This is a genomic window from Microcoleus sp. BROC3 (assembly GCF_036702515.1).
In the GTDB taxonomy this organism is placed as follows: Bacteria; Cyanobacteriota; Cyanobacteriia; order Cyanobacteriales; family Microcoleaceae; genus Microcoleus.
In genome coordinates, this window is record NZ_JAUBTQ010000030.1 from 1 (window position 1) to 16,855 (window position 16,855).

Genomic DNA, 16,855 nt, shown 5'->3' on the forward strand with positions numbered 1-16,855 from the left:
ATTTTACTGATGATAGGTAAAAAAGTGATGGTAGTCTTTATCAGTATTTATACTCATAACATAAGTGACACGCTCCCCACCAAACTCTTGTTCTACATAAGTCACTAACTCATCTAAATTCCAATATTCTTTATTCATTAACCACTCGACTACTACATCCGTTTGTCGCTCGGTCAAATACCCTTGTGAGCCTTTATATCCTAGTTTTATTCCTTCGATGCCTTGGGTTTTAAGAATCTTTTTCCAATAACCCACAAAGAATTCACTTACACCGGCGCATTTTGCTGATTTCATAGTAAAGCTTACCGGAGAGCGCCATCCTGACAGCTATTGCTCGTTTTAGTTCTCTGGCATCGATATCGCTTTTAATGAAAGATTCTCATTGGGCTATTTCTTTTTCCATATCTTTTTGTGGAAGTTGTAAGTTATTCATTTTTTTTGTCATAATCAAGTATTGCATATAATTGTACCGTAATCCTGATAATGATTTAGGATTGCTATAGAACCCATTTGATATCTAAGAAGCCAGCCTCTTAATCATCAACCTAATAAAACAAAGATTCATCTTGGCAGTTGCATTATCTAAAGTTCTCTCGAAGTTTTTGATGAGAATTTTACACCGCTCCATCCAAGCATTCGAGCGCTCGATGACCCACCTCGCCTTAACTGGCACAAATCCCGATTGTCCTCTTTCTTCTTTTTGTTGTTTCGAGGGTTTTTCCGAGAGTTCAAACTTAATTTTGGTGAGAATCTGTGGGTAAATTTTCTTTAACTCAGTAGTCAAATGGTCGGGGTGATATCCGTGGTCTAGCAAGATAGTGATTTTGGGAACATTAACGGGTTTAGACTTGAAGTAATCGATGTTTTTAGTCAACATCTCAATCAAAGCTGCATCATCTGATAAACTTGCTTTTGTGCAGTGAGTGAAGAAGGGAAAGCCAAGCGTGTCAACTGCTAAGTGCCTTTTTATACCATTCGTTGATTTGTAGAAACAATATCCTTTCGATTCAATAAGCTGTTGTGCCTTTAAATAGGGTATAATAAAAGTTTAGTTAGTCAATCCATACAAAAATGCCAGCCCAAAACCATCTCAATCCCCAACAAATAGAAAAACTACAGAAAGCTTTAAAAGAGGAATAAAAGGCAAATGTCAGAGAAAAAATTATGATTTTATTATTGCTCAATGACGGTAAAACTCAATCTAAAATCGCTGATTTTTTGGTTGTTCAGTAAACAAAGTATCTTATTGGTGTGTAAAGGGAGACGCCGACAATCTAGAAACTCTAATAGATGAAAGGATGAAGGGAAATCACAAAAAAGCCACAGATAAATATATAGAGATATTATTAAAAACTATAGAAAAATACCCTCAAGAATTAGGATATGATTTTGGATGATGGACAGCGCAGAGATTAGCAACATACTTAGAAGAATCCACAGGAATAAAATTAAGTGGAGGACAAGTTCGGAGGATATTAAAGAAAAAAAAGTATGTTTACATCTGGGCTAAGTATAGCCTAGAGTCCAAGAAAAATCCTGAAAAAAGAACAGCGTTTAAAATAAAGATAGCAGAATATTTAAAAGTAGAAAAATCAACTCCAGAACGATTACAGGTATGGTTTTGGGACGAGAGTGGATTTAGTTTAAGAGTCACCTGAAGAAAGAACTGGTGTAAAAATGGAAGCCGAAAAAAGGTCAGAGGAGACCGAAGAAAAGGCAGGGTTAATGCAATGGGAGGAGTGAGAAATTCCGATAAAAAGGTGGGTAGAGTTCCTCAATAAAGGAAATTCATATAATTTTTATCAAGTGCTAAAACTGTTTCATGAATAGCTAATTAATGAATGGGTATCAGCAGGAAATCAAGCCTCAGAATTTGCCGATCGAGGAGCCAAAATAGTGATTATTCTTGATAATGCTAGTTTTCATAAGAAAGAAGAGTACCTGAAAATAATTGAAACAGAAATGCCTAATCTTCATTGAGAATTTCTCCCCGAATACAGCCCAGACTATAACTTAATTGAATTAGTATGGCATTCGGCAAAAGAATATATTGCCAATCGACTTTTTACATCTATTGAAGAGCTAGAGTATTTATTGCACCGCCTGTTAAATGAAGGGCAATTAATCATTAAATGGGGTCGTAAAATCAAAAATAAGGGCAATGCTTGTATCACAGTTTAAATGTGCAACAGCTTACTGGCATTACAGGTATTTTTTACTGCTTGCGAGTCGAGCATCATCAATGTAGTCCATTTCGGTTTTTTTTTACTTGCGCTCGAACTTGAAAATGTCAGACTCGCATTAATTCTTCTATTACCCCTTGTTGTCGCCACTGTTTGTAATGCCAATATACGGTTGAGTAGGGAGGTAAATCTTTGGGTAGGTCTGCCCAATTGCAACCATTCTTAAGTTGGTAGAATATGCCATTTAAAATTTCTCGCTCGTGTCCAGTTAGGGGGGCGAGTTTTCTTTTTGTGGGGCAATATTTGCTTGAGTAAGGGTGACAAAATTTCCCATTCGGCATCTGTAAGATTAGTAGAGTATGGCATCGCCCGAAAAAGTGTTTTGAGGGTAATTTTACATTAATTCAGTAATTAGGGACAACCAATAACCCTTCCCCGTTTTGGTTGACTCTCAAACATGGGGCAATTGAATGCCGAGCGCCCGAGAGTGTGCCAGCGCCCGAGAGTGTGCCAGCGCCCGAGAGTGCGCCAGCGTCAAAAGATGTCAAATGGGTTCTATATGACCAAATTACATGAATCAACCGGGTTTTTGCGTCCAGGACTGTTGGAGTTAGGTTTGCTTCTGCTTCGTTAACATAGAGGAGTAGAGTTTGTCAAGTGGATATCTAGAAATTATTGGAGATCGATCGCACCGTGAGGCATTAAGAGTGCGATCGATCCCCCGAAATTTCCAATTCTATCGAAATTCTGAAATTTTTCATAACTAATACCAGAGATTTTACAATCAGAGTTCCAAAAAAAGTCTGACAACAATTATGGGAAAACACAAGTGCATCGGCATCCTCACCAGCGGGGGTGACTGTGCGGGTTTAAATGCAGTGATTCGAGCCGTCGTACACCGCGCAGTCGGAACTTACAATTGGAAGGTTTTGGGAATTCGTCAAGCCACCAAAGGATTGATGAGCCGCCCCCCTCAAGGAATCCCCTTAGATATTGAAAAAGTAGACCCTTGGCTGAGTATTGGTGGCACGATGTTAGGCACGACAAATGAGGGAAATCCTTTTGCTTTTCCGATGTCAGATGGGACATTACTCGATCGTTCGGATGAAATTATCGAAGGCTATCATCTATTAGGTATTGATGCCTTAATTGGCATTGGCGGCGACGGCAGTCTCGCCATTCTCCGAAAGCTTGCAAAACAAGGCAATTTAAACTTAGTTGGTATTCCTAAAACTATTGATAATGATGTGGGAATTACCGAGCGTTCCATCGGTTTTGACACTGCTGTAAATATTGCCACAGAAGCACTCGATCGCTTGCATTTTACCGCAGCAAGTCACAGCCGCGTCATGATTCTTGAAGTCATGGGACGCGATGCCGGACATATTGCGATTAGTGCCGGAATTGCTGGGGGAGCTGATATAATTCTGATTCCAGAAATTCCTTACAAAATTTCCCAAATCTGCGAAAAAATCCGAGAACGTCAAGAACAGGGTAAAAACTACTGTTTAATTGTAGTAGCGGAGGCAGTTCGCACTGAAGAAGGCGAATTATTGATGCACACAAATCGATTAGGTCAAAGTCGGTTGGGGGGAATCGGTCAGTATTTAGCTGATACAATTTCTGACTGTAGCGGCGCAGAAACGCGGGTTACTGTTTTGGGACACATTCAGCGTGGGGGTACACCTTCGCCGCTAGAAAGATTGATTGCTTCGGCTTTTGGCATAGCCGCTGTTGATTTAATTGCTGAGGAAAAATACGATCGCATGGTAACTTGGCAGCAGCGGGAAGTTATGAGCGTTCCTTTAGAAGATGCTATCTCCAAATACAGAGCTGTAGAACCCTATTCTACTCTCGTAAAAACAGCTCGCGGTTTGGGAATTTGTCTGGGAGACTAGAAAATTTAGGACTTGCGCAAGGCAGCAATTTTTCCTCTATCTGTAGGGTGCGCACTCCGCACCTTACTACTACAGAGAGGGTGATTGTCTTCAATAATTTATCCTATAAATAGGAATAATTTATGATAGTACGAACCTACGAAATCGGTGATACCCAAAAAATCATAAAATTGTTTTACGACACGGTGCACGAAGTAAATATTCGGGATTACACAAAAGCACAAGTAGATGCTTGGGCACCAGCAGATATGGATATCGAAAGTTGGACTAAAAGTTTAAGCAGTAAATTTACCTTCGTAGCAGAAAAGGGTGAGAAAATTGCAGGTTTTGGGCAACTGGAAGCCAACGGTCATATCGATTGCTTTTACTGTCATCAAGCTTTTCAAAGGCAAGGAGTCGGCAGGCTAATTTTAAAACAAATTGAGTCAAAAGCCCAAGACTTAGGAATTAACAAGTTATTTACCGAAGCCAGCATTACAGCTAGACCTTTTTTTGAAAGCCAGGGATTTATTGCGATTAGAAAACAAGAAGTAGAACGGCGAGGACAACAATTCATCAACTTTGTCATGGAAAAAAATATATAAACAACGATTTGTGTAAAATTAGATCGAAGAGTTTTACTCAGGAGTTGCGATGGTGACGGAAGCTACAAATGTGCTGGGCGGAAAGTTAGAGACTTGCTGCACTTCGCCAATGACGGGCTATTATCGAGACGGCAAATGCAATACAGGTGGTGGCGACTTTGGGGCTCACACTGTTTGTGCTCAACTTACGGAAGAGTTTTTGCAATTCACTAAATCGAATGGAAATGATTTGAGCACTCCGGTTCCCGAATTTAATTTTCCAGGTTTGAAGCCTGGGGATTGCTGGTGTTTGTGCGCCTCTCGCTGGAAGGAAGCAATGGATGCGGGAGTTGCGCCGCCTGTCGTTTTGGCTGCGACTCACGCCTTGACTTTGGAATACGTTTCTTTGGATGAATTGAAGCAGCACGCTGCTGATTTGTAGGAGGATGTTGGTGTGCGATCGCTTTTAGTCAATAAGGGCGATCGTCTTTTTCTGATGAACATCAAGTCAATGGATTTGAGATTTGAGATCGATCGCTACTCAAATATTTAAGTGCGATCGCTCGTCATTTCGAGATTTTACTATTAGAGGAACCTACGGCTTTACTCGATCCTGATTCTCAGTGATATTTGGTGCCCGCGGTGCAGCGTTTGGTCAAAAATTGCGGGCTGACGGCTTTGTGGGTGACTCACCGTTTGGATAAGTTGAATTATTGCGATCGGGCTTTTTTGTTGGAGAAGTGTGAAGTGCTCGCTCGGGGCGATGCACCAAGGTTAAAGCAGCGGTTGATGCAAATTCAGGAAGTTTAGTCGCTGAAGTTTGGCCAGAATTAGCGATCGCATTTCATCGGAGGTGATATTAAAGGTAAAACAAGGATGACTAACGGGACTTAGACAAAAACTGAAGCCATTTTGGCTTCAAACGCAGATAGAGAAATACTTTTAGCTAGAATTGGTCTTAACCTAGTTATACCAAGGGTTTCAGACATTTTTAGGTGATTGATTTCTTTCCATTCCCTAGAGAGGGTTTCAGCTTTTAAAGGGGCTGGAAAATGTTTAAGTCCCACTAAAAAGCTGGCTGTGTAAGTCTTCTTTTTTCTTCCTTCTTTCTTCTACTTAAAGATCGCGATCGCGACACTGTATAATCCTGTATAATCCTGTGAAGGCTATTTTGAGCCACCAGGGTCATTCAACAAAACTTCATATTTTTCCTTATGTTAGACGCTAAAACTCTATTTCAGGAAACCTACTATCTGGCTAAAAACCCAGAGGTAGCAGCCGCTCTAGCCAAAGGGAACTTCCAAAACGGATTTGAACACTTCACCCAATTCGGTCAATTTTAGGGTCGCAACCCTAGCGCCCTATTCGATACTAATTATTATCTCCTAAATAACCCTGAGGTTGCCACCGCTGTCAACAGCAAAGCTACCACAGCAATACAACACTTTATTAATTTTGGAGAATCAGAAGGCCGCAATCCTAGCCCATTCTATAACAACAGCTATTATCTAGGGAAAAATCTCGATGTTGCTGCGGCTGTCGATCGCGATGAAATTACTGGTATTGGTCACTTCATCCAATTTGGTGAATCGGAAAACCGCAGTCCTAGCCCTTTATATAACGATAGCTATTATCTGGCAAAAAACCCAGATATTACTGCTGCTGTTGAGCGCGACGAACTCACTGGCATTGAACACTTTATCAATTTTGGTGCTGCTGAAGGGCGAGATGTCACCCCATTTATTAAGTCTGGTAATTCAACCTTGCCAAATGGCGTTGCTTCTGGAGATACCACCCAAACTTCAACGGTTTTGTTGACTCGCAGCACAGTTCTTGGTAATGTTGTCTTTGAATACTCCACAGATCCAAACTTCGGTAACAGTCTCGGTACGATCGCGAAAACTGTCACCGATATTACCGTACCGGTGAAAGCCGAACTGACGAATTTAAAGCCTGGTACTCAATATTTTTATCGAGTGCGTGATGCCGCTGGCACTTCAGCAGTTGGGCAATTCCGCACTGCGGCTGAATTGGGAAGTCGCAAAGGTTTACGATTTGGAGTAGCAGGCGACTGGCAAGGTCAACTTACTCCTTTCCCCGCTATTTCCAATGCGCCGGAACGCAATCTCGACTTTTTTGTTCGCATCGGCGACTCCGCTTATGTAGACGATCTATCCCCAGATTTGCCAGGAGTCAGACAACCTAGAACTTTTGAAGAGTTTAGCACCAAATACAACGAAGTCTATTCTCAGCGTTATGGCCTCAATACTTGGGGTGATTTGCAGGCTTCTACCAGCATCTATTCTAGCTGGGATGACCACGAACTCACGAATGATTTTGCTGGGGGTGCAACACCTGCTGAGTCGCCGCAAAAAGAGGGGATTTTCGGGACGGGGGGAGGCTTTGTCAATGATACACCGGTATTTGATAAAGCTTTACAAGCATTTCAAGCTTACAACCCCGTGCGAAATGATTTTTACAGCAATACGGGCGATCCTCGTACTGCTAACGAGCAGAAACTGTATCGCTATAATACCTTCGGCAGTGATGCAGCTACATTTGTGTTAGACTTGCGCTCTTTCCGAGATAATTCTTTGAAAAGTATTCCAGAAACTTCTGACCAGGTTACTGTTAATAAGTTTCTCAATGATGCCTTTACGCCCAATCGCACGATGTTAGGAGGGGCGCAACTTCAGGATTTGAAAAATGACTTACTGAAATCTCAACAAAATGGCATCACTTGGAAGTTTATTATGTCAAGCGATCCGATTCAAAATTTTGGGATTCCGGTTGCAGGCGATCGCTGGGAAGGTTATGCTGCTGAACGAACAGATTTGCTGCGTTTCATCAAAGAAAACAACATCAAAAATGTGGTTTTTGCGACCGGAGATTTTCACGGATATGTCGTGAATAATGTCACCTATCAAGAAGCCGCAGGTCAGCCGCAAATCCCTACGGATGTTATTGATGTAATGACCAGTCCTGTTGCTATTCAGTTGAACATCGGGCAAGGCCCGTTTGCCGCCCCCTTTGGCCCCGCAACAGTTGCTTTTACGCCCGTCGCTTTGCTGCCACAATCGGAAAAAGATAGGTATAATTCATTGCCGACCAGGGAAGAAAAAGATGCTTTTGTCCGCAACATTCTGGATACTCGGACAGCGCCGCTAGGATACGATCCAGTTGGTTTGGAAGGTTCTGGGATTGACGCTAGACTGATTCAGGGAGAGTATTTAGGAGTGCATACCTACGGCTGGAATGAGTTTGAAATTGCTCCTGAGAGTCAGCAGTTGCGGGTAATAACTTATGGTATTGAACCTTACACGCAGTCGCAACTTGATGCTAATCCCAGTGCGATTATCAATCGAAAGCCGTTTATTGTCAGTGAGTTTGTTGTTAATCCTAAGTGATTAAATAGACTTCTTGCAAAAATATCTAGGCGATTGAAATCGCGGTGACACAAACTAAGTCCGGATGGTGCGCGGACTTTCAAATGATAATTAGGGTGATTTGTGTCCTAATTTTTTACCTATAATTTTCGGAACTGTAAAGTTTTATGGTTGATTTGCTGGTTCCCACTTACAGATAGACTCTGGTTTGAGAGGGCAAGTTTTGGGAGAGATCGGATTTTCGCTGAGGTAGAGATCAGTCAGTTTAGTCAAAGATTCGAGCGGTTTGATGTCGCTGATTTGATTGTTAGCGAGGACGAGCCGAGTCAGGTTACTCAAAGATTCCAAGGGTTGGATGTCCCTGATTTGATTGACAAGGAGGTCGAGCACGCTCAGGTTAGTCAAGGATTCTAGCGGTTTGATGTCGCTGATTTGATTGTAGCCGAGGACGAGAAAAGCCAGGTTAGTCAAGGATTCTAGCGGTTTAATGTCGCTGATTTGATTTGTTTCGAGGAAGAGCATTTTCAGGTTAGTCAAGGATTCTAGCGGTTTAATGTCGCTGATTTGATTGTTGCTGAGGAAGAGCAAAGTCAGGTTAGTCAGAGATTCTAGCGGTTTAATGTCGCCCAGAAGATTGTTTCTGAGCCAGAGCGAAGTCAAGTTAGTCAAAGATTCTAGCGGTTTAATGTCGCTGATTTGATTGTTGTCGAGGAGGAGTACAGTTAAGTTAGTCAAGGATTGTAAGAGTTTGATGTCGCTGATTTGATTGCTGTCGAGGTTGAGATAAATCAGGTTAGTCAAGTATTGCAAGGGTTTGATGTCGCTGATGTTATTGTTTCGGAGGTCGAGGACAGTCAGGTTAGTCAAGGATTGTAAGGGTTTGAGGTCGCTGATTTCTTTGACCTTGAGGTCGAGTTGTGTGACCGTCGAAAGTTTCTGATTAGCCGCATCGCACTCAGTAGTCCCTGCTTCCTTCAACAGTAGCTCAATAGTATGGTTAGTTTCAGGACTCAAAGAATCTTTTTCGCGACACCAGTCAGCAAATGTTCTGTTTTCCACTCGCGTTTCTGCGGCCTTGGCAGACAGTCCACTTCCAGATAATGCTAGGATCGCACAACAACTAAGTGCGATCGACTTTTGTAACTTCATGTGTTTCTGTGCAACTATGAGTGTCATAATCTTGTACCTCTAATTTCCCCAACAGTAAAGTTTGAGCATTTAATTTGAGGGTTCCCACTTACAGATAGACTCTGGCTTTAGTGGGCAAGTTTTGGGAGCGATGGGATTTCCGCTGAGGTCGAGAATGCTCAGGTTACTCAAAGATTTCAAGGGTTGGATGTCGCTGATTTTATTGTTGCTGAGGCTGAGAGAAGTCAGGTTAGTCAAGGATTCTAGCGGTTTGATGTCGCCCAGAAGATTTGTATCGAGGAAGAGCCCAGTAAGGTTAGTCAAGGATTCGAGCGGTTGGATGTCGCTGATTTGATTGTTGCTGAGGACGAGAACTCTCAGGTTAGTCAAGGATTCGAGCGGTTTAATGTCGCCCAGAAGATTTCCGCTGAGGACGAGAATGCTCAGGTTAGTCAAGGATTCGAGCGGTTTTATGTCGCTGATTTTATTGCCTCTGAGCTCGATCGCACTCAGGTTAGTCAAGGATTCGAGCGGTTTAATGTCGCTGATTTTATTGTCGCTGAGGCCGAGCGTAATCAGGTTAGTCAAGGATTCGAGCGGTTTAATGTCGCTGATTTTATTGCCGCTGAGGTCGAGTTGAGGCACGTTAGTCAAAGATTGTAAGGGTTTGATGTCGCTGATTTGATTGTTGTGGAGGGATAGCGCAGTCAGGTTAGTCAAAGATTGTAAGGGTTTGATGTCGCCCAGAAGATTGTTGTCGAGTTCGAGCTCTGTCAGGCTAGTCAAGGATTCTAGCGGTTTGATGTCGCTGATTTGATTGTTTCCGAGCGCGATCGTAGTTAGGTTAGTCAAGGATTCGAGCGGTTTGATGTCGCTGATTTGATTGTTTCCGAGCGTGAGCCAATTCAGGTTAGTCAAGGATTGCAAAGGTTTGATGTCACTGATTTGATTGTTGTGGAGGGAGAGACGATTCAGGTTAGTCAAAGATTGTAAGGGTTTGATGTCGCTGATTTGATTGCCGCCGAGGATGAGAGAAGTCAGGTTAGTCAAAGATTGTAAGGGTTTGAGGTCGCCCAGAAGATTGTTGCTGAGGGAGAGCTCAGTCAGGTTAGTCAAGGATTCCAATGGTTTGATATCGCGCAGATGATTGTTAAAGAGGTCGAGTTCTGTGAGACTCGAAAGTTTCCGATCGGCTGCATCGCACTCAGTAGTCTCAGCTTTCTGCAGCAGAACCTCAACTGTATGTTTAGCTTCTGGACTCAAATCAGCTTTTTGGCGACACCAATCGGCAAATGTTCGTCCGTTGTTTCCCGATCGCACTTCTGCAGCTTTCGCAGACAGTCCATTTCCCGATAATGCTAGGATCGCACAACAAGTAAGTGCGATCGACCTTGGTAAATTGATATATTTATGTGCCACTATAAGTGTCATAATCTTATATATCTAATTGAAAGTTAAAGCCATCTTGCAAAAACAAAACCAATAATTAATTCAGTCCTTTTCAAAGGACTTAAGCTTTGAGGCAGGGGTTGAAACCCCTGCCGGACTGAAGGAAAGAGGGCAATATCATGTCCCTGCAAAATACCTCTTAAAAACTCTCCGAATCACCTCACTCAGGCAACTTATACTGCGCGACAATCCGCTTAGCATACTCCGGCACATGAGCCTCTAATTTCTCCGGGTAATTGCGCTTCACGTACAGATAATTGCGAGTGAAATGAGAATCAATCGAAAACCGAGCATATTCTAAACCCTTCGGCCCAATTCTCTCAATAAATACTCCCATTAACTTCGCCGCCCACATCGGCAAAGTCACTCCTTTTTCATAAGCCGGAATGCTTTGCTGAACGGCTTCTTTTCGGTTTCCCTTAGACATCACCGGCTGAGTATTTAACTGATCCGTTACCAAGTCTAACATCTCTTGCCCGGTGTCATTTCGCACCACAATCCACTGCCAGCCAAAGGGTGCGCCCATGTAGCCCACAACTAAATCAGCTAAAGAATTCACATAATCAAAACAGCTCAAACAAGAAGGAGCAAAAACATCTTTCAATTCCTTAGTATTCAAGCCAAAAAACGGCACTTTTTCTTCCGAACCGTCTTCGTGCTTGAAGTGAACGTTAAAGTCTTGCATAAACTCATAAGATACAACCGTTTCGGGAGAACGGCTAGTCGTATCTAGGAATTTTTGCAAGCCTGCACGGCTGACATTATCCACGCAGGGAGTTCCCAAAACGTAGAGCTTTTCTAAACCGAGTTTTTTCTCGACTGTTCGCAAGGCTTGAATTTGACAGCCGACGCCAATTACTAACAGCCGCTTCATCCCTGATTGTTCGATTTGTTCTAATACTGAAAGATTGGGAGAGAGAGTTGGTTTGTTGACTTTTGCTGCCAGAATTTCTGCGCGATTTCTAGCAATAATCGGCATCGGCTGAAAGCGGTCTTCCTTAGTATTTTGTACGCAAACAACGCCTTCTACAATTCCTTTTTCGAGCATTTCAATGGCAATTGTGCTGACGATTCCCGTCCACTGAGCGCCCTCAATTGGTTCTTTTTTTCGAGCCGCCATCATGTTTTGACTGACTCCGAAATACCAATCGTCGGGATTGTCGAGATTGCGCGATCGCCCGTGAATCTCTGCTTCTAATTCCGCGATATGCTGTGTTAAGAAAGCACAAGATTCCTTGACATAATGAATGTAATATGTATCGCACAAACCGCACTCGCTGCAAAGTTCTTTAGCGGGGCGGCGGCTACCCGGTTTGAGGGCTTTGGATTTTTGGTGTTTAGTAGAATCTGTTGCGGTCATCTAAATTGCTAATTTTATCGAGATATGGCTTTTGTTAGGATATCACAGCAATTTCCGCTGATTTACCTCTTTTATTCTTTCTTTCAGTCCCGGCAGGCGGACGCAAGCTTGTGCGGAAGCAAATTCGGTTCGCCCGAAATTGGCGGTTTTCAAAGCTTAAAAAATATTAGTCAGGACTTACCTAGGTTGCGCTAGAAACCGGGTTTCTTGCTGAATACCTCACTGTTCAACCTAAGATTTATGGTAAAAACCGGGTTTCTGTGTGTAGTTTTGGTAAAAAAAATCCGGTTTCAAAGCATCGCCCTGCGTCCAGGAGTGTTTGTGTAAGTCCTATTAGTATCAATCCGGATCGAGCGGGCGATCGCACGAATAAATTGCCAAATAAAGCTATAAAAAAATGGTAAAAATGTTTGTGACAACAGCCGTCGCTGGCATCATGATGAATCTCGCAATTTCGAGCTTAGGATTTGCTGCGTTAGTTCGCCCTGTTCCCGCTATGAATCAAACTGTTGCGACTCTAGAAAGAATGCTCAGCGCGACACAAAAGCCGGCGGCGCTGAACTATTCGCGCCTGGGGATTGGCGGCGTTCGGTTGGGGATGCCTGTAGAAGAGGCCAAACGCAAGTTGGGAAAACCGCAGCGCGACGAAACTAAACCTGCTGGGCCTGGCATCGGCGGCAAGATTCGCACGCTAACCTACTCAGGATTGACGGTAGCTGCATGGGAGGGTAAAGTTTATTTAGTTTCTACTACCAATCCCAAGTTTCTGACAATTGATGGTGTGAAGCTAGGAGATAACAGCCAAAAAGTCGTTAAAGCTTACGGTTACGGGTCGCAATCAGTGCAGGGTGGAGTGACTCGGTTGACTTACAGCAATGACCAAAAGGCTTCTAATTTGATTGTGGAAATTAAGGGCGATCGCGTGCAAAAAATTCTTGTGAGCACGCAGCTAAACTGAACTATTAAACAACAGTGCAAAAGTCCCGGTTCACAAGTTTGTAGTAAGCACTTTATTCCTTATTTATGAGGATTTTTAGCCTTTCGGTGAGTTGACTGGAGGGCTTTTTCCTCATGCGCGATCGCCCGAGTCTCTTTAATCCTCTTCATCCTCATCCGACAATTTTGTCATTTCCTCAGCAATTAGTGTCTGAAAATCCTCTCCGCAGTGAACGTTGAGATGGATTGCAGCACTCAGGAACTCTGCTAGAATTTCAGCTTTTTGTCGCTCGCTCAAATCAAGTAACTGAAGCTGATGGATTAAAGTAATCACATTTTGACACTCAGTACCCAATTCATCAATTAACGTTCTCAGTGTAGAATTAGTTACAGAAATTTTCTTTCCCATAAAGTAGGCGATTTCGGTGGCGATCGCGTGTTCGGACGGAAACGGAGGTACTGTTTTGATACTGTACGGGTACTGTTTTGGTACTGCACAGTTCACCTTTTTTCTCCCTACTTGTCAGGGAAATTAGTTGAATGGAAACGAAAACCCCTAAAGTAACACTGACTTAAGGGGGTTTTGTTGGTTCTGACGGGTTGCGCGTTGTATCCAGACAAAACAAACCCCCCAGTTTTGCGCCGGGGTTTGTTAGGGTGTTGAAGCGCGATCGTGTTTGTCTTGTGTCTGAAAACCTTACTGAATCGGCTTTTTACTCTTTTATGGAGTTTTTTTATTATTCGCCCAATAAAGCCTCTGGCATACCTAGCATCCGAAGGAGCGACTTAAAAATTTTATCTACCACAGGGTTTAAAACATTCTCTTCCAATTTATAAATCATTATTGCAATGGGAATACCAATAATACTTATATATAACGGTAGCTTAAGTGTCCAAAGACAACACAACATAAACAATCTAATACACCCCCAACAAAAAAATATCGTCACCCAAGAAAATGCTTGGATCACACCTATTATAGGATTGGTATCATTATTTTGAGAAAACATAGACTTAACCTCGATTTTCACACTATTTATTTATTTAGTGATAATTTATTATAACACGCTAGATTGATACCCTCAAACAAATAGAGTTAACCATGATTCAATCAAGGGTCGGGCGTAAAAGCCTTACCCAGTAATGTTTTTATGGCTTTTGAAGCCCAAAAGCGTCGGGCGTAAATTTTGCGCGATCGCGCAACCCGGACAAAATAAACCCCAGTTTTGCGCCGGGGGTTTGTTAGGGCTTTGAAGCGCGATCGCGTTGTACTCTGTTGGGCAAAATAAAACCCCAGTTTTGCGCCTGGGTTAAAAGTCAGGGTGTTGAAGGTTAGCGTGCTCGCTAACTTGCATATTGACTTATGTTGTTTTGGAATAATTAAACCGCAGAGAGCGCAGAGGGCACAGAGGAAGAGAAGAGAGAGATGAATCTGGACTTCCCCCTGCAAATATACTTACATAGGCTCAAAAGCCTATCATTGCAAAAGTTTCCATTGTTGAGTAAAATTTCTGTAGCCATGTAGGTTATTCACGCCTGCAAGCTTACGCCAATTATATTGAATCTATTGCGTTCTGCGCGATCGCCAAAACGGCTATTGCTTTAACTTGGGTACAGTTTTTTCACTCAACAATTGAAACCTATAATTGGTAAAGGTTTTAGATATTTTATTACATTTGTACGGGGAAGTCCAGATGAATAATTCCGATCTCAACGGATTTGATATTACCCATAAAAAAAAGTAGAGGTGCGATCGAGCGCATCTCTACAAAAATTCTAAATAAGGTGCACATTGTGCACCCTACCAATTAGCTGTTCTGGGGAACAGGAGCACTCGGTGCTCCAGAAAAAGTCGGCGCTGGTACAGAATTACTCGGTGCACCAGTCTTAGCCCGCTTTTTGATCAAGATGGGCTTGACGCTGTTTTCTGCACCAATCGGGGGATCTTCTTGTTGAGCGTAATCAGCGCCCATCCAAGCAGGACGGCTTTGATCGAAAGCCATTTGCAAAGCAGCAGCGGCGATCGCGTGGGAGTCGTACTCCTCGGATAACTGAGATACCAGAGGTAAGAAAGATGCCATCCGTTCGCCAGCCAAAGCTTCGCGAACTTTACCCTGCATCTTTTCCAACTGACGAGCTTCAATTTGCGCCCGTGTCGGAATATTTCGCACCGTCAAGCTCGATCGCACGTGGCGTTCAATCAAGCGCAGTTTGCGGCGATCGACCGGTTGAATCAGCGTAATCGCTGTTCCTTCGCGACCAGCCCGGCCCGTGCGTCCGATCCGGTGAACGTAGCTTTCCACACTGTCGGGCAAATCGTAGTTAATCACGTGAGTCAAGTGATCCACGTCCAAACCCCGCGCCGCAATATCAGTCGCCACTACCCAGCGCACCTGACATTGGCGGAACCGATGCAGCAAGCGTTCCCGCTGTGCCTGATTCAAATTACCGTGATACTCATCAACGCTGTGACCGGCTGCTTGCAGTTGGCTGGTGAGTTCTGCAGCCGACTGCCGAGTCCGCACAAAAATCAGTGCAGATTCCGGGTCTTCCATTTCTAAAATTGGCTGTAGGGCTCTTGCCTTCGACCAGCCGCGGGGAATCATGTACACGCCTTGGCTGATGCGCTTTGGCGTTGCTTTTGGCTGTTCTACGGTGACGTTGACTGGGTTACGCAAATGCCGCGCCACCAATTTGCGAATGGAAGCTTCCATCGTCGCCGAGAAAAATGCCGTTTGACGTTCTTTTGGTGCAGCATCCAAGATTTTTTCCACATCTTGGATAAAGCCCATGCTCAGCATTTCGTCAGCTTCATCCAAAACCAGCCACTTTACCTTGTCTAGTTTCAGGCTGCCACGGCTGAGCATATCCAATATGCGTCCGGGTGTACCGACAACGACGTGCACGCCGCGCTTCAAACGCTGCATTTGACGATCGATCGATTGACCGCCGTACACTGTCAGAACTTGCAGAGAGCGACCCACTTTTACCGGGCCGTCGCTGCTGATGCCGCTCAAATCACGGATGGCTTCAGTTACTTGCATCGCCAATTCGCGAGTCGGCGTCAGCACCAGTGCTTGCACCGCAGTTACATCTAAATCAATCCGCTCCAAGATGGGCAACGAGAATGCTGCCGTTTTGCCTGTCCCTGTTTGGGCTTGACCCACAACGTCGCGACCTGCTAGCAAGTGCGGAATTGCTTGTACTTGGATGGGAGTAGGTTCTGTAAAGCCTAGTGTTTCCAGATGGAGAACGAGTTCTTCCGAAAGACCTAAGCCTTCAAACAATAAATTCATTAATGCTCCTAATAACGAGTCTTAGCCTTCTAAGTTGCCCAACTCGGATGCGGATTTCTGCTCTAGGGCAGGAACTCATAAGAGTTCTTTATGGTGCTGCGCCTGCGCGCACCTTCTTAAATAGCAATCGAGTATAGGGCAGCTCCGTCGATGGTGACTAAATTTACCAATTCGACAGCCGTCTTTGATTTTGTGACATCACCGATACCAACCGCCAGGGGTCGGGTTATAGGCTTCCAACATTCTTAAAACAGGACATTGGACTTCCTTTGAGGTACTTGCAAGCTTTCCCTCTTAGGCATTTTATAGTGAGGATCATGACCAGCCCCACTTCACTACATAGTAGTAACAGGTTGTTTGGTTCAGGCGCTATCCCGCAATCCGTCGCCTGCGGGATTGAGCGGGGGATGGGGCGACCGTTACCGCCTATCCATCTCAACACTCTTTCGGGATACCGTTGTGGTGTAGGGCGGACGGCGAAGCAATCTCAAATTATCCCCGCTTATTTCTGGCTTGTTATCATCATAACTCTTTACATTCAGAAACAAAACATTAAATTCGTTAAAATTTTCCGATGTTCTGTAGAGATTACCGCACCCCGACGGGGAGGGTCGATTGCCAGAGAGGGGCTAAAAAAGTTTAGAACCCCTTTGCTA

Annotated in this window: 14 protein-coding genes and 2 pseudogenes; 8 read left to right on the forward strand and 8 right to left on the reverse strand. The window is 43.7% G+C overall.

Annotation, left to right across the window (positions count from 1 at the left end):
- Positions 1 to 3 precede the first annotated feature (3 nt).
- On the reverse strand, positions 4 to 294 hold the full coding sequence (locus QUB30_RS19445) for a hypothetical protein (protein WP_333336549.1): 291 nt from the start codon (positions 292 to 294) through the stop codon (positions 4 to 6).
- Between the two features lie 223 nt (positions 295 to 517).
- On the reverse strand, positions 518 to 1,042 hold the full coding sequence (locus QUB30_RS19450; RefSeq protein WP_333336687.1) for a transposase: 525 nt from the start codon (positions 1,040 to 1,042) through the stop codon (positions 518 to 520).
- 29 nt (positions 1,043 to 1,071) lie between these two features.
- On the opposite strand from QUB30_RS19450, the pseudogene QUB30_RS19455 reads away from it, so the two are divergent.
- Positions 1,072 to 2,181 (forward strand): annotated as a pseudogene (locus tag QUB30_RS19455) (IS630 family transposase).
- Positions 2,182 to 2,290: 109 nt separating this feature from the next.
- Here QUB30_RS19455 and QUB30_RS33910 read toward each other — a convergent pair.
- Positions 2,291 to 2,524 carry a transposase gene (locus QUB30_RS33910; RefSeq protein WP_445300520.1) on the reverse strand — a complete coding sequence of 78 codons (234 nt, stop codon included), beginning with the start codon at positions 2,522 to 2,524 and terminating at the stop codon, positions 2,291 to 2,293.
- Between the two features lie 474 nt (positions 2,525 to 2,998).
- Between QUB30_RS33910 and QUB30_RS19460 the strand changes: the two genes are divergently transcribed.
- The 6 genes and pseudogenes from QUB30_RS19460 to QUB30_RS19485 all read left to right on the forward strand — a co-directional run bounded on the left by QUB30_RS19460 (position 2,999) and on the right by QUB30_RS19485 (position 8,051).
- On the forward strand, positions 2,999 to 4,081 hold the full coding sequence (locus tag QUB30_RS19460; protein ID WP_333336551.1) for an ATP-dependent 6-phosphofructokinase: 1,083 nt from the start codon (positions 2,999 to 3,001) through the stop codon (positions 4,079 to 4,081).
- A gap of 122 nt (positions 4,082 to 4,203) precedes the next feature.
- The gene (locus QUB30_RS19465) at positions 4,204 to 4,665 is read left to right on the forward strand and encodes a GNAT family N-acetyltransferase (RefSeq protein ID WP_333336553.1); all 462 of its coding nucleotides are present in this window, start codon (positions 4,204 to 4,206) and stop codon (positions 4,663 to 4,665) included.
- Positions 4,666 to 4,714: 49 nt separating this feature from the next.
- Complete coding sequence (locus QUB30_RS19470) at positions 4,715 to 5,086, forward strand: DUF2237 domain-containing protein (protein WP_333041417.1); 372 nt, start codon at positions 4,715 to 4,717, stop codon at positions 5,084 to 5,086.
- A gap of 113 nt (positions 5,087 to 5,199) precedes the next feature.
- Positions 5,200 to 5,454: pseudogene (locus QUB30_RS19475) on the forward strand (ABC transporter ATP-binding protein); the annotation flags it as partial.
- Positions 5,455 to 5,858: 404 nt separating this feature from the next.
- Entirely contained in the window at positions 5,859 to 5,987 is a 129-nt protein-coding gene (locus tag QUB30_RS19480; protein ID WP_333336555.1) for a hypothetical protein, read from the forward strand.
- Positions 5,988 to 6,407: 420 nt separating this feature from the next.
- Entirely contained in the window at positions 6,408 to 8,051 is a 1,644-nt protein-coding gene (locus tag QUB30_RS19485; RefSeq protein ID WP_333336557.1) for an alkaline phosphatase D family protein, read from the forward strand.
- 144 nt (positions 8,052 to 8,195) lie between these two features.
- On the opposite strand, the gene QUB30_RS19490 is transcribed toward QUB30_RS19485, so the two are convergent.
- From QUB30_RS19490 to QUB30_RS19500, 3 genes are all read right to left on the reverse strand, one after another.
- Positions 8,196 to 9,206: a leucine-rich repeat domain-containing protein gene (locus QUB30_RS19490; RefSeq protein WP_333336559.1), complete on the reverse strand. Its 1,011-nt coding sequence runs from the start codon at positions 9,204 to 9,206 to the stop codon at positions 8,196 to 8,198.
- Between the two features lie 42 nt (positions 9,207 to 9,248).
- The gene (locus QUB30_RS19495; RefSeq protein ID WP_333336561.1) at positions 9,249 to 10,589 is read right to left on the reverse strand and encodes a leucine-rich repeat protein; all 1,341 of its coding nucleotides are present in this window, start codon (positions 10,587 to 10,589) and stop codon (positions 9,249 to 9,251) included.
- Between the two features lie 178 nt (positions 10,590 to 10,767).
- Positions 10,768 to 11,967 (reverse strand): Coenzyme F420 hydrogenase/dehydrogenase, beta subunit C-terminal domain, encoded by a 1,200-nt coding sequence (locus tag QUB30_RS19500; RefSeq protein WP_333336563.1) that lies wholly within the window; start codon positions 11,965 to 11,967, stop codon positions 10,768 to 10,770.
- A 406-nt stretch (positions 11,968 to 12,373) separates the two neighbouring features.
- Here QUB30_RS19500 and QUB30_RS19505 point away from each other — a divergent pair, with 406 nt between their 5' ends.
- Positions 12,374 to 12,925, forward strand: coding sequence for a hypothetical protein (locus QUB30_RS19505; protein WP_333336565.1), 552 nt, complete (start codon positions 12,374 to 12,376; stop codon positions 12,923 to 12,925).
- Positions 12,926 to 13,060: 135 nt separating this feature from the next.
- Here the strand turns inward: QUB30_RS19505 and QUB30_RS19510 are convergent, their stop codons facing one another.
- Both QUB30_RS19510 and QUB30_RS19515 read right to left on the reverse strand, forming a co-directional pair.
- Complete coding sequence (locus QUB30_RS19510) at positions 13,061 to 13,408, reverse strand: hypothetical protein (protein ID WP_333336567.1); 348 nt, start codon at positions 13,406 to 13,408, stop codon at positions 13,061 to 13,063.
- Between the two features lie 1,303 nt (positions 13,409 to 14,711).
- On the reverse strand, positions 14,712 to 16,199 hold the full coding sequence (locus tag QUB30_RS19515; protein WP_333041424.1) for a DEAD/DEAH box helicase: 1,488 nt from the start codon (positions 16,197 to 16,199) through the stop codon (positions 14,712 to 14,714).
- Between the last annotated feature and the right edge of the window lie 656 nt (positions 16,200 to 16,855).

What these genes read in the sequence shown, in the direction of transcription:
- QUB30_RS19445 (WP_333336549.1), bottom strand. Translation starts at nt 294, where the DNA reads ATGAAATCAGCAAAATGCGCCGGTGTAAGTGAATTCTTTGTGGGTTAT.
- QUB30_RS33910 (WP_445300520.1), bottom strand. Translation starts at nt 2,524, where the DNA reads ATGCCGAATGGGAAATTTTGTCACCCTTACTCAAGCAAATATTGCCCC.
- QUB30_RS19460 (WP_333336551.1), top strand. Translation starts at nt 2,999, where the DNA reads ATGGGAAAACACAAGTGCATCGGCATCCTCACCAGCGGGGGTGACTGT.
- QUB30_RS19465 (WP_333336553.1), top strand. Translation starts at nt 4,204, where the DNA reads ATGATAGTACGAACCTACGAAATCGGTGATACCCAAAAAATCATAAAA.
- QUB30_RS19470 (WP_333041417.1), top strand. Translation starts at nt 4,715, where the DNA reads ATGGTGACGGAAGCTACAAATGTGCTGGGCGGAAAGTTAGAGACTTGC.
- QUB30_RS19480 (WP_333336555.1), top strand. Translation starts at nt 5,859, where the DNA reads ATGTTAGACGCTAAAACTCTATTTCAGGAAACCTACTATCTGGCTAAA.
- QUB30_RS19490 (WP_333336559.1), bottom strand. Translation starts at nt 9,206, where the DNA reads ATGACACTCATAGTTGCACAGAAACACATGAAGTTACAAAAGTCGATC.
- QUB30_RS19495 (WP_333336561.1), bottom strand. Translation starts at nt 10,589, where the DNA reads ATGACACTTATAGTGGCACATAAATATATCAATTTACCAAGGTCGATC.
- QUB30_RS19500 (WP_333336563.1), bottom strand. Translation starts at nt 11,967, where the DNA reads ATGACCGCAACAGATTCTACTAAACACCAAAAATCCAAAGCCCTCAAA.
- QUB30_RS19505 (WP_333336565.1), top strand. Translation starts at nt 12,374, where the DNA reads ATGTTTGTGACAACAGCCGTCGCTGGCATCATGATGAATCTCGCAATT.
- QUB30_RS19515 (WP_333041424.1), bottom strand. Translation starts at nt 16,199, where the DNA reads ATGAATTTATTGTTTGAAGGCTTAGGTCTTTCGGAAGAACTCGTTCTC.